10 protein-coding genes are annotated in these 12636 nt (G+C 53.5%); 1 reads left to right on the top strand and 9 read right to left on the bottom strand.

All coding sequences use genetic code 11. The annotated features are described in order from the left end of the window. Window positions 1–83: 83 nt before the first annotated feature. The 4 genes from VN577_20480 to VN577_20465 all read right to left on the bottom strand — a co-directional run bounded on the left by VN577_20480 (window position 84) and on the right by VN577_20465 (window position 6315). Window positions 84–2933 carry an endo-1,4-beta-xylanase gene (locus VN577_20480; GenBank protein HWR17217.1) on the bottom strand — a complete coding sequence of 950 codons (2850 nt, stop codon included), beginning with the start codon at window positions 2931–2933 and terminating at the stop codon, window positions 84–86. Window positions 2934–3400: 467 nt separating this feature from the next. After that, window positions 3401–3886 carry a hypothetical protein gene (locus VN577_20475; GenBank protein ID HWR17216.1) on the bottom strand — a complete coding sequence of 162 codons (486 nt, stop codon included), beginning with the start codon at window positions 3884–3886 and terminating at the stop codon, window positions 3401–3403. 190 nt (window positions 3887–4076) lie between these two features. Continuing rightward, on the bottom strand, window positions 4077–4958 hold the full coding sequence (locus VN577_20470; GenBank protein ID HWR17215.1) for a hypothetical protein: 882 nt from the start codon (window positions 4956–4958) through the stop codon (window positions 4077–4079). Window positions 4959–5238: 280 nt separating this feature from the next. After that, window positions 5239–6315, bottom strand: a complete 1077-nt coding sequence (locus tag VN577_20465; protein ID HWR17214.1) for a hypothetical protein — start codon at window positions 6313–6315, stop codon at window positions 5239–5241. 821 nt (window positions 6316–7136) lie between these two features. Between VN577_20465 and VN577_20460 the strand changes: the two genes are divergently transcribed. Then, complete coding sequence (locus VN577_20460) at window positions 7137–7472, top strand: hypothetical protein (protein ID HWR17213.1); 336 nt, start codon at window positions 7137–7139, stop codon at window positions 7470–7472. 78 nt (window positions 7473–7550) lie between these two features. On the opposite strand, the gene VN577_20455 is transcribed toward VN577_20460, so the two are convergent. From VN577_20455 to VN577_20435, 5 genes are all read right to left on the bottom strand, one after another. Beyond that, entirely contained in the window at window positions 7551–8051 is a 501-nt protein-coding gene (locus VN577_20455; protein HWR17212.1) for a hypothetical protein, read from the bottom strand. Window positions 8052–8193: 142 nt separating this feature from the next. Further along, window positions 8194–8679 carry a hypothetical protein gene (locus VN577_20450; protein ID HWR17211.1) on the bottom strand — a complete coding sequence of 162 codons (486 nt, stop codon included), beginning with the start codon at window positions 8677–8679 and terminating at the stop codon, window positions 8194–8196. Between the two features lie 13 nt (window positions 8680–8692). Next, entirely contained in the window at window positions 8693–9346 is a 654-nt protein-coding gene (locus tag VN577_20445) for a DVUA0089 family protein (protein ID HWR17210.1), read from the bottom strand. A gap of 261 nt (window positions 9347–9607) precedes the next feature. Next, the gene (locus VN577_20440) at window positions 9608–11632 is read right to left on the bottom strand and encodes a hypothetical protein (protein HWR17209.1); all 2025 of its coding nucleotides are present in this window, start codon (window positions 11630–11632) and stop codon (window positions 9608–9610) included. A 463-nt stretch (window positions 11633–12095) separates the two neighbouring features. Next, window positions 12096–12636: lipocalin-like domain-containing protein (locus tag VN577_20435; protein HWR17208.1), on the bottom strand; the 541-nt coding region annotated here is incomplete at its 5' end.

The raw sequence follows: 12636 nt of genomic DNA, 5'->3' as shown, positions 1-12636 counted from the left end.
GAGTAGGGAAGTGAAAGCCTTGTCGCCGCGGTAACCCGGCCCTTTCCCGAAGAAAAGGACCGGGCACCCGCGACTGTTCTTAATCAGCGCTTGTAGATTCCAAGATCGCCCAGGTCAATTTCATAGCCGCCCTGGAGTTTCTCGTATTCGCCTGCAAAGAAATCATCCAGGTATGAATGTCCCAGAACGTATCTGTCGGGTTTCATCGCGCCGTAGTAGCCGGCATTGGCATTGCTCTGCTGGTCAAACAGTACATAGCTGCCCTGCCATCCCGAACCCGATACGCCCCAACTGATGATGTGATCGACGTACGGTTGGAACTTCGTGAACAGCTTGTACATCAACGCGTACTGATAACCCAGCGCGTCAGACTGTCTGACATTGAGCACTGCCGGAGCGGTTGCGCCGCCGCCTGGTGCGTTGGTCGGCATCTTAAGGTCAAATTCCGAGAACGAAATACCGGAAAGAAGCCCTTGATCAACCAGCGATGCATACAGCGCCATCGCATATTGGTTGTTGCTTGCAAGAGTCTTACCAACCGAATCGTGTCCCTGGATACCGACGTCTTCGATAAGCGGCCTTCCGTCGTACAGCGGATCGGAACGCCATGCGGTGTTCAGTGCGCGAACCATGTTGTAGACAGTGCGCGCTTTGCTGCGCGTGGCAATGTCGTAATCGTTGTAGGTGAGCTTCGGAGGATTGGCCATGATATAGGCATCAATGCTGCCGCTATCGTCGTGTCCATCCAGCTTCATGTACTCGGGAAGGGAAGAGTAGTGGGATTTGAAAGCCGCCGCCATCTGGGCGTTGGGGGCCGCGATGTGCGCGTGCTTAAAGAGCAGGTAGATGTAATGCTCGGTGATGTCGCCGCCAATTAAGTCATCCGACATCGCAACCAGCCAATTGGTGTGTTTCAGGCTCGTTCTCCAGCTGTTCACATCCAAGGGGATGTTCTGGCTGTGGCGGCTTTCGTGGACTTCTTCGTTGAGTACGTCCCACGAATTGAAGGGGATCACTCCACGCGCTTCGCTCGAGCCATACTTCGCAGACGTAGTCAGGAAGTGCCGCATCACATACATCGTGTGGTTGAACTGCACTCTTCTGGCCATGTCTTTGGCCACCGGAACCAACGTGCTTGGAACGCCGTTCCCCAATCCGTAGAAATAGGGTGTGCCGCTATATCCGGAGGAAAGGGTCGCGGGAATCATCTGCGTCATCCATCCCGGAGCCTGGTTGTACCATGCCAAAACGTGGGCGTGAGACTTGTACTCTCCCGGATTGCCGGAATCCCTGATCCCCAGGTAAGCGTTGTCTGGGAAATTGAATTCCCCTACGCCAGGCGTGGTGTTTGCGCCATTCATCGGCGCGCCACTGACGCTGGTCAGCCAGTTCGGGCCGCGGGGATGCGTGGCATCGGCCTTCAGATTGTTGCCGTCCACAAAGATTTCATAGTGCCGCGCCCTGATTCCGGTTACCGTTCCGGTTCCGATCGCGCCCACCATGAACAGCCCATTGTCCCTGTTGTAAAGACCCTTCAACGGATCCACGACACTGTAGCTTTGGGTGTTGACCACGTTGGGAAGCGGAATGCCGTTGGGATCGGGTTGGGTGATTGTGATTGGCCCGACCATAAGCATGCCTGTCTCTGCGGGACGCCCCGTCTCTCCATGAAGCTCAAGCGAGAAGTTCGAGGACGAGCCTGTTTGTGGGACAGTAACGCTGTGGTGGGTCTTGAACCAGGTTTCACCGTTGTAGAGACCAACCCAGTCAGGGTTGAGGTTATTGTAGACGTAACCTCTCAGGTAGCTGTCGGTGGTGCCGGTGCGATTGGTCATTCTCCACCGCATGAACTTGCCCTGCGCGCTCTTGGGATAGTACACGTCAAACTCAATCGTTGCGCCGGTGGGGACATTCACCACCGGGGACAACGGAGATTGCATGCTGAGTCCGCCGAACGTGGTTACTCCCTTATAGATGTAATTGATCTGAAGCAGATCAGGTTTCCCTGCGGAATCCGCAAAAGGATACGGAACCATTGCGAACGTGCTGCCATCAAAGTCCGCGGGGATACGATTGTCGAACCGGTTACGGGCCGTCCACACATTCGTCACCGAGGTGACTGTGATAGGTAATCTTCCCGGACCCGGATCAAGACGGAAATAGGGATCCGTACCGTCTGCTTTGATCCTTGCTTTGAAAGTCGCCATTGCGTCTTTCAGGCTGGCCATCGCTTCGTTGGCCCACACGATCGGTGCATTGCGCGCGAAATCAATCGCGTTCTCAAGGTCTTGCAGTTCGTTGGCGTAAACCCACGGGAAGGCCTGGTTCACATCCGATCCGTCCTCGGTATGGCTCACCTGGACCGGGAACTCTTTGTTGCCGGCTTTTAAAGCCTCGGCCTGTGCAATCACGTTGTTCAGTTCAACAATAATTGCCGGATACGGGACGCTCTCAAGCGGAACCAGAAGTGCGTCATCGATGAAAACCATGTTGATGGTTTTCGCCGACGCCACATTATTCAGGAAGAACACGAAGCAATTGTCGCTGGTCCTCCCCTGGCCCATTACGGGAGAAATCACGTAATCCGTGTAGCCGTTACTTTCCTTTGTGGTTATCGTGATGCTCGTGTATTTCCTGAATACTTCGGTATGGACTTTTAAGAAGCCTCTGTCCTTCTGTTGTTCTTCAAAAATGAAATAAATGCCGGGGAACGCATCGCTATTCGCGTTCGATGTAATCTTGGCTCCGGAAGCGTCAGTGCGAGTTACATTCGCATAACCTCCCACCGCCACGGCTACTGCTTTGTCGGCGTCGCCATTCCACACAAGTGTCAGTTCAGCCGCGGCGGCCGGGACGAGGGCAAACGCCAGCGCGGAGAAAAGTAGGATCATTGCGGGGAGGCGGAAGACGTTGGTTAAGTGTTTACCTTTCATCTTATGTTTCGCTCCGTTTCTTAAGGAAGCTGGAATCTCGTTGTAGAGTCGCCAAGTTTCAGATTTCGGAATTGTCATCCGACAATCCAGGCGGCTTGCGACATCCGGAGAAATCGCAGGGACACGCGCACTAAATTCGCGGCTCGAACTATATCTCAAAATCTTCCGTGGTCAAGGTAAAACGGGCCCTAAACCGATTTTTTTCCATTTTGGAAAAGAGGAAGGAAAGGAAACGGACACCGACTGAAAAGTTTTGCACCTGGCCGGTGGCGGAATCAGTCTACGCGTTCACCGTTCGTCCCGGGCGGATGCCGAACTTTCGCAATAGGACGTAGTTGATTGCGTAGGAGAATGAGTATTGTGTTCCAAATAGTGGCGGGTGAACGTTAGCGGTACAGTTGTTTAGAAAGGAACTCCTTCTTACCCCAGCGCGGAAACAGGGGCACAAGGCACCAACAGTAGCTAACTCACTCTTTTGCCGCCCGTGTTGCTTCGAAAGAAGATCGAAGGATAGATAACACATCGTCCGGCATCTTCGTGCCATACCTTAAAGTGCTGTCGGTGCTCAGGACTGCCTTGTGTCTCGCGCGGTCATATTCGAATTCGATTTCGATTGTTTCGAGTTCGAAGGGATGTTTGGGAATCAGTTGTGCCAATCCAGGTCTCACGTCATTTGGGCTCTGTATTGAAATCTTCGCTCTTGCTCCTCCTTCGAGTTCGATGCCAGAAGCAATTGCCGAACCAATCGAGACTTTTGAATGGAGTTGACGTTCAATTCCCGCAACCCATTTGCTCAATTTCACAGGATGTTGCTCGAGTTCCATCGTAAAGTCAGACGCTTTCAGGAGTGCGCTTGAAAATCCCCGCAAAGCTCGCGGTGCCATTCTGAGTTCCAGTTCTGGGAACGCTTTGGTCAAGGTGAAATCCACTTCCCGAAACTCGAGTCTATCCATGACGAAAACGTTTCCAAATGGATCGGTAACTGATTGTTGAAACGAAACTCGTTCAAAGTATCGAGCTTCCAAGTAATCGTCTCGAACGCGGTCCACTACAAACCCTTGTTCAGATTCATTCGTGAAGCTAGATGCCTGAAATTGCCTTGCGATCCGCCTGATCGAGCCTGGAAATCTTGCCCGCATCCATCTAATTCGGTTCACTGTCGCCTCCGTTCGCTTTTGCCGGTGACTGTGATGATGACGCTTGTTCTTTTGCGACCTCGTGCATTGTGGACAGGGCAAAACGGTGCAACATCTTCAGGAGGTCCGCTTTCTTGTCCGCCGGTATCGATGTAAACGACTCATTGTACTCACCAGTTGTACGGCGTATCTTCCAAGTGTTAGCTGTATAGGTGAACATCCTGCAGTTCTCCGAGTCTTCGAAGTCTGCATTGAATTCCACGATCGGATTACCTGGCTCCTGCAATCGGGATCGCCAGGTAACGCTCGTTAAATAGAAGCCTTTCTCGCGGAGCTCTTGAAAAACGCTGGTCCCAAACAGGTCTTGTCCATTCAGCGCGGCTGCGCGGAGAACTCCAGCAACAACCTCCTCCGTCTTAGTTACTCCGATGTCCAGATTGATATCCTCTTCTTCATCTTCTTCGTCCGCTTCGTCTCCGTCCGATGTGCCCTTGTTGGTGCTCTGAAGTTTCACTCGCACGACATCATTCAAGGTTGCGTTTGGGAGACCTGAACAGAGCTTAGTGAAGAAGAGAGTTCTCAGAAAGCTGTCACGTATGCCCGACAGATCAACTTCCTCCACATTCAGTACTGCCTTTCTTCTCTCTTCTAGTCTGTTTATTACTGCTTTTACCAGATCTCTGCCTTTGCTAGTTGCAGGAGAAGTAACCGTAACTGAGTCTACGGCGATCTCGAATCGAACCTTGGCTTCTTTTTGCTGCCGCTGACGAAGGCGATTCTTGCTAAAGTCTGTCTCCGTATAAGCCGCATTTACTACAATGTCGACACCATCGACATACGAGGTGATATCTTCGGTCCTTTCAGGAGAGGTCGCCAATTCTTCGATCACTGACCGCAACTCGTCTACCTGTACTGGCGTGTCGATCTTAATGGACGATGTTTTCGCCCCACGGCCTAATTGCGAGAAGTATTGCTCGATGGGTTGTAGCTCGCGGTATCCGAATACCTGCCTCGACAATTTTCTCGCCAATGCTTCTGCGTTCTCATATTTCGAGTAAATGATCGACCGACGTCGACCTTCTTCCAACAGTGCATTTTCGCTGAAGTGAATAGGCGCGGACATGTATGCGTCGAATATTTCGCTGTCGCTTACTGAGAAAATCAGTTTCTTACGTGCCACGTTTCATTCCTATCTCCGAGGTCGAAAATGCGCGCCGGACTTGAGTGATCGATTCGAAGGTGATTGCCTTAAGCAAATTCGAAATCTCCTCGCCACCCTCATAGCGAAGAATGTAATCATCGATCGCTTTCACGAACAGAGCGTTAGCTTCTTGGTGGGGTTCGAGCGCACAGACAACAATGTTCACGCCCTGGTCCACGAGACCGTGAAACATCAGGTAATCGATCAGCAAAGAGAATTCTTCAACTACTTCGCCTCTTCCTCGATAGAAAACGACAACCGACTCCTTTGGTGCGTCGTTGAGCCTGTGCTTGAGTACTATCCAGGGACCGGTCAGCATTTCTATTGTTGCAGCACGGGCTGACGGCTGAACATTCTTTGACAAAACGAGAGGGGGAAAGAAAAAGCGAGTTTGATCTGGCGGGCCAATCAGACCGTCGCCTCGCATCCGTGCTATCTGGTCGCTGACGTTATCAAGCCAGAAAATGTCCCTAGGCCCAAGGACTACTAGCTTTGAGTTTCGGGGGATATCGAGAGTCGTGAGATTTATGTCAGCCAGAAGTTCGTCGAATCGCGAGTTGTAATCTCCGTCGTGGTTGTATACAAAGAGCATTCCGGCGTACAGCGCGGTCTTGTCGTCGGCTACGTATCGTGTCCGCCAGGTGGCGCTCTTTTCAAGGCAACTTACTGCTTTTGCTAGACTCCCAACAGCTTTTTTGACCTCGCTTTTCTTGATTGAAGATGCAGCGTAACTCTTCAGGTCACAGTTGATGTAAGTCCGGTGGTTCGAGTAAGGTTCATCGTAATAAAACACGACGTCGGTCGGGTGCGTGACACTTGGTGTGGAGGTGTCGTTATCTTCATCCGAAGTTTCCGAATACGGATTGTGCTCATCCGCGGGAGTCGCTTTGGCTGATTGCTTTTTCTTCCTCTTGCCATGCAATTCAGGCTGCTCACAAGGCCAATTCTCGTCCTTTGGCCCTTCAGATGTTTTCCATAAAAATCTGGCGAATAACTGGTCCGCAACCTTCGCGGCAATCTGAGCAATGTTGGCGGTTTCGCCCATTTCGTCTCCGTGAATTGTAGACGGCGTAAGCGATGTACGCTTCGCCTTAACGCCAGTTGTAAACTGAGATTCGCGAATGATATTACAGCTTTTGAGCAATAATGAAACATGTATGTACGTGCATGCATTTCCGGAATCGAAAAGGTGCACTGATCATCTGCGATATAAGTTGGGCGTTGCTTCCGCAATGGGTGGCCGAACTTACGTGCTGCGAGCTTGCCCTTAAGTTTCTCAGGGCGGCCGCTTGCCACCGGCGGTAGCCCACAGCATTTCAATCACCGGCTGACGTCATCACCCGATCATCGAATTGAATCCCTTCCTCTCGTTCGTGTTTTTCTTCCCAATCCGGGAAAGTGACAAAATTTGTTGTCAAGGGGGTCAAGCGCACTCCAAAAACCTAAGTCTCTGAAAACAAACCAAATCGAGTTCTAACTTTGTTGGCAATGTGCCCCGCCCAATTTGCTAATCTGAAATTAGGCTGGTGAAAGCGGATCCCTTTCGCTCACCGGCCATTTTCATTTCACCGGAGAGTTAGCACATGGCGACCCAGAATTCGCGGTCAGTTGGCCAAACACCACTTCCGTTGGGTCTGCCGCGTTTATTGCATCCGGCAATCGACGCTTGCCACCACCCACTATCGGCTAATCCCCAGCCGCTATCCCCTAACTGCCACCCTCTAACCGCTAACCCCTACGTGTTCAATATTTTCGCCGCTAACTCTCGTGTTTACTCGAAGATGCGAATAAATACCCCTCCAACTGATTGAAAACATTAAACCAGGGAAATTTTGATATCCACATTGCGCTCAAAGGAGACTTCCGATGTCCAGGCCAGTACCTCTATGTCAGGGCTTCAAAGACGATGGTTCCAAATGCGGCTCGCCCGCTCTTCGCGGACACCAACTCTGTTACTTCCACAACCGTCGCGCCATGCACCACTCCATCTCGCCCAATCATCCCATCTACACCGTCCCGCCCCTCACCAACGTCCGCAACATCCGCAAGGCCACCGAGAACGCACTCCGCCTCCTCCAGCAGGAGCGCCTTTCGAAACAACAAGTCGCCATCATGCTCCGCGGCCTCCGCATCGCCATGGACGGACTTGCCAAACTCCAACCCTCCCGCAAACGGCGCTCACAACCTCGTAATCCCGCATAACCCTGGAACGCTCAATCGATAAAAGAAAAAAGCCCCGGTCTCGCGAGCGGGGCTCTTCAACTCTACTGTCTCTGTTTGCTACGGCGTCACGTAATAGCCAAATACCGAAATATTGAAATCTCGATATCCATTTGTGTTGTGACTGGCTGACACCCACACCTGGTCGCCAGCCTCGAAATACGCTTTTACCATTTGCGACCCATCCTGGATCGTATAGGAAGAATCAGCGGAAGGGTGCGGTGGGTTGATTTGCATCATCACCATGAGAGTTCCGTACTGTGCACGGCGCAGTGTGGCAAATACGAGTTGGTCCCCTATTGGCCCGGCCGACCAATAAGAGATGTATTCGATTACGAGCCGTTTTCCGGCGGGCACAGTCGTTAGAAGCCGTTGATCATTTAGGGTATTGAAATAGTAATCAACAGTGGCGAAGAAGGGCGTGAGAGCTGGCGTGTCGACATCACGCACCATGGCCGGCCGTATCTGCGCCATGGCCGGTTGCGTGAAGATCGACAGAAGAACGGCAACACCGACGATCGTAAAGATCACCGTGATGTAGCGATGTTTCAATGCCTCCATGTGGCGCTCCTTTCAGGAACATCGGATATCTATGACGAATGGATGGGCGGGAGAATCGGACCCGGATCCGGCCATCCCGCTTGTTCGTGACCGAGGATGACGCTGGGCCGATGGGCCTAACTTGTCCGATTGGGGTCGATATTCAAAAACCCTGAAGCGACTTTTCCGCTTCCGCGATGCGACGCTTCAGTTCGACGAGCCTCTGATCAATGGCCTTCAAACTTCGTTCAACAGCGGTCAACTGTGCCCACGACTCGGCTGCCCTCGACTGATCCGCACCACTGCCCTGAGAAGCTTCCGAACTTCCGGTATCTTCGACCTGTGTACCGATCATCGAACTGCGCGGCGATCCGCCGGAACTGCGGGCCGCCGCAACCTGTGCGGAAAGCGATGTCTGCTGGTTAAGAAGTTGCAGGCGCTGTGCTTCCAGTGCCGCAACCCGTTGCTCGTTCAAGCGAATCCTCTCCAGAGTCACGAGCAGGTTCTGAGTCTTCTCGATCCTCTCGAGTGTCGATCGAATGAGCCTCAACTCGTTTGTCATCTGCTCTTGCGCACTGGTTGATGCCTGAGCAAACAGACCCACCGAGGCGAGCATCAGCCAAAGAGGGATCAGCAGAATGCGGGCCATATTTCCTCCAACCTCACCAGGCCTTCCGCCTGCGCCACAGCATCGCGATCCCCACAGCGCATAGCGCCAACGTGGCAGGTTCAGGAATTGCAACGGGCGTCAGGTTTACGTCGAACGCATAATCCAACGTCACCCCATCGAAGTTGCCCAAACCAGTGAAGCCATCGGCGAGGGTTCCGCTGCCCCAGTTCTCGGCATAGGACATATTCAAGTACGCGGAGAATGCGATGGAGTACGTGCCCGGACCAAGCACGCCGCCGTCGAGTTTGACGTCATAGCAAAGTCCATTGAAGGACTGTGCTCCCGCTGGGCAATACGTGCCGTAGTAAGTGGACGCCAGGAAATTGCCGGAACTGTCGAACAGGCTCAGGTATGGCGAAAATCCGCCCGCGGACACAACGGCCCCCGTTCCACTGGTGCCTCCGCCGAAGCTGAAGGATATGGCGTCCATGGTGGAAGTGCTGGCGACTGTGAAGCTCTCCACCCGCGCAGCAAACTGGGCCCATGCTGCGTCGCTGTCGGCAGAGGTTAGTGTGCAGCCAGACCCGCAAGAGATAACGTTGGCATCATTACGCAGGTTGCCGCTGAAGAAGATACTTGTAGCGTTGAGAGTGACGACGGAATAAAGGAGAAAGAGAAGTAACAAAACCCAGGCACGATGGGACATCGGAATTTCCTCCGAAGACTAGACGATTAGCCTTGGCGACATAATTCCCTGTAGTTCAGCCCATATAAAAAGAGGTTTCCGGAGTGATGAGAGCACGTCATTCACCAAAGCAAGCGTAATCAACGAAAGGAGTTACGAGGCGAAAGGGAAGACAAGCTGCAAGCTGTTGCAACGTCAGTGGCAGGAATCTGCAGTTTCCTAAATCAGAACTAGAAGTATGGGGCGGGAACTCGAACCCGCCCCACATGGCTCCCCCGGCAACTATTGCAGTGGCCTCGGAGGAGGCGGCCAATTCAGCGGGTCATGGTTCACGGTTATGGTTTCGCTCCAGTGACCACCGGAGCCATTGGAGTTGTTGGCGAGGTGGAACCTCACGTCGGTTGGATTCACAGTGTCAGTGGTTATCAAGCCAGGCCCCGCGGGGTCGCCGGCCCAGCCGTCTTGCACTCCGAGTGCTGTGAAGTAGGCCCGAGTTGCGGTCCCTTGTCCGCCGCCACTGCAGCCAGGGTTGGTTGCTGTGCCCTGATAAACAAGTGGACTGTTTTGATTGGGTGATGGGAACCAATCGTTGTTGTTGGCCGGAATCGTATAGGTCTGCCCCGCGAGCGGAACTCCGAGGGTATAGGAACTGCCATCCGGACAGGAGATGTCCATCTCAATGCGCGCGTTTGGAACTTTCACCGTCGCTTCCGGGTGCTCGGTGGGCATGTTGATAGCGTACCCGGCCACGATCGTATCGCCGGCACTCAGTCGACGTACCTGGTTGTTCATGATCAGGTCGAAGGTTCCGCCTGTGTTCCAGTTGTTGGGGAATTCTGCTTTGTCGCTACCCCACCAATTCGTCCATCGACTGTAATCCATGGTTGAAAAGAGGTATGGATAGTCCGTTGGGTAACGGTTTCCGTTGCGGTCGATGTAGCGTCCAGTGTAGTTCCCGTGGGGCAAATAATAGGGAGGCGCGGTTTGTTCCTGGACGTACGGGTTTGGATAGATCTTAATGTCGGTAGAGACGTCCTGGCCCAGCATGAATCTGTTGATGAACGCCGCTACCTGGGTCTGTTGGATGGGTGGTATAGCACAGTGGTTATGGTCACCGTCGATGATGAACCCAAACCTGTCTCCTATGCCAAATTGTTCGTAGACCCGCTGCGTTGCCCGTGACGAGACATACGCGGCGCCATTCCCCAGCCAGTAAAAACCGGTGTTCCCGGTCTGGAGCAACGCTCTCGGCGCGATCATGGCCATAAGCTCGTGCTGGTCGATCGGGAGTTTGTAAACGTTGGAGCCGTTAAACTGGTACATCTGTCCGCTGAACCAGCCATAGTTTGTGTCGTTGATGTCCTCCACCGAACCTGCCGCCAATACGGCCGATCCCGGAGGCGCCTGGGCTTCGACATTCTGGTTGAAACGCCATGACGGAGCGCCACCACCACCGTTTTCCTGGGCGATCGTAAGAGCGATGCGTTCGTCCAAAGCTCCGGCGTATAGCGCCTCTTTGCCGGCAAAAGAGCACCCGGTCACCCCCGAGTGTGTGGTATCGAGCGAGAGTGGATTGTCTGCCTGTTTGGAAGCGATTTCTATGCCGTCAATCAAGCGGCTTATTCCCCAGGACCATGCGGCGTATTGCCCCGAGTTACTGCCTCCTGCTCCGTAGTTAGTGGCCACGGCACAAGCTGTTCCGGCGCACAGCTCGGGATAAAGCGTGTAGAACGCAGTTGTTACCTGACCATTGTTGAATCCGACTTTCGCGACATTGGTGAGAAGACTGGCTGGGAGGCTCCCGGTACCGCTAGCTCCGATACCAATCATGTAAGGGAAGGGAGCGGACCCCGTCGCGGGCAGGGTAACTGCCGAGGTCAGCGTGAGCGTATTGCCATTCCGCGTGACATTTACGGTCAGTGTTCCCCGAAGAGGATCGGTCGCGTTGGGCACATAGTTCGCAGTGATCGTGCAGTCATGGCAATCGGGCTTTGGGCCCAGCATATATTTCTGGACAGCAGCAAAGATCTCGTTACGCCGCTGCTGCCAGCTTGCGAAAGTGGTGTCGCGCCGTCCGTCTGCGAAGAACACGAACGGATCCGGCAACGGTCGAATGATTGGTAGTTGATCGAACGAGGGGAAAGTCGGTGCCGGATACTGCGCACCAGTATTCTCCACGTTATAAACCAAGGGTAACGTGTCTTGGGCGACTGCTGGTACGGCGACGATTGGAACGAGCAGCAGCATCAGCGAAAGACACGTTTTGCCAACGTCGACGAGATTAAATCGGTCTTGGAACCTGTACATCGTGCTCCTCCGTTTTGGTGATCTTCTCGTTTCGTGATGAGCTCACGACGGCTTACTTGACCGTGAGGGAAGGTGTTTGCAACAAGCTGCTCAGCACCGAGGGCTGTTATCCCTATCGGCGCTGCAGCGATTTAATTCATGGCCCGAACTATGCCTTGTTAACTTGGGAAACAGAAGTAGATGTGCTCTCGTGGACTCACCGGGACCCCGAGGCAAGGAGTTTACGACCAACTGTTCAGCGCCCGGGATTGGTTCGCTCGCGGCGCTTTCAGCTACTTAATTCAGGGCACGAACTATATACCTAATGCTCACATTGTCAAGAGGAAATCTGCGGAAAAATCATTGCAATAGCCCGGCTGGCCTACGTTTTGCACAGGTCGTTATGCGATAAGGCGCGGAGCCAACCTGGGGCCGGGCGCCTGGTGGAATCGCAGGCGCCACAAAGGAAGGATGGGGCGACGATCTAATTGATCCGCTTGAGGACGGTGATGGGAGTGGAGCCGTCGGGGCGGGGCGGGACCTTCCAGGAAAGCTCGTCGTCCTTCAACTCGAAAGCGCGGACCTGTGTGGTGCCGTCCCAATTGGGAAACGACGCGCGATCGATTTGGAAGGTAATGGTGCCTTTCCCGGGATCGACGCTGTACTTGCCGAAATGGACGCTCATTCCGAGACTGGCGTCCTTGTACTCATCGGGCGATCCCTTGGTCTTGTCGCCGGAAGCGAACTTGGTGCGCTGTTCCCGATAGATCTGGACGGAGTAATGGCCATCTGCGGTGAAGATCACGAGACCGTGGGGAGCGTCGCCGTAATCATGGGAGCGAGTGCCGTCCGGGAGAAGCTTGTCGGCGGCGGTGAGGGCCCAGGTGCCGACGATGGAAGGCGATTGCGCAGCGGCTGTGAGAGAGCCTACGATAACGAGAGCGATAAGAGAAAAGAACTTAATTTTCATATCGGAAAGATGAGGCGCGCGGGAAGAAGGATTCAGGATCGAGTGGGACGGAGTG

It is taken from the genome of Terriglobales bacterium, assembly GCA_035561515.1.
Lineage (GTDB): Bacteria > Acidobacteriota > Terriglobia > Terriglobales > Acidobacteriaceae > DATMXP01.
The sequence above is the reverse complement of the archived record's forward strand: the minus strand, read 5'-3'. Positions and strand labels throughout refer to the sequence as shown.

What these genes read in the sequence shown, in the direction of transcription:
- VN577_20480 (HWR17217.1), bottom strand. Translation starts at nt 2,933, where the DNA reads ATGAAAGGTAAACACTTAACCAACGTCTTCCGCCTCCCCGCAATGATC.
- VN577_20475 (HWR17216.1), bottom strand. Translation starts at nt 3,886, where the DNA reads ATGGATAGACTCGAGTTTCGGGAAGTGGATTTCACCTTGACCAAAGCG.
- VN577_20465 (HWR17214.1), bottom strand. Translation starts at nt 6,315, where the DNA reads ATGGGCGAAACCGCCAACATTGCTCAGATTGCCGCGAAGGTTGCGGAC.
- VN577_20460 (HWR17213.1), top strand. Translation starts at nt 7,137, where the DNA reads ATGTCCAGGCCAGTACCTCTATGTCAGGGCTTCAAAGACGATGGTTCC.
- VN577_20455 (HWR17212.1), bottom strand. Translation starts at nt 8,051, where the DNA reads ATGGAGGCATTGAAACATCGCTACATCACGGTGATCTTTACGATCGTC.
- VN577_20450 (HWR17211.1), bottom strand. Translation starts at nt 8,679, where the DNA reads ATGGCCCGCATTCTGCTGATCCCTCTTTGGCTGATGCTCGCCTCGGTG.
- VN577_20445 (HWR17210.1), bottom strand. Translation starts at nt 9,346, where the DNA reads ATGTCCCATCGTGCCTGGGTTTTGTTACTTCTCTTTCTCCTTTATTCC.
- VN577_20440 (HWR17209.1), bottom strand. Translation starts at nt 11,632, where the DNA reads ATGTACAGGTTCCAAGACCGATTTAATCTCGTCGACGTTGGCAAAACG.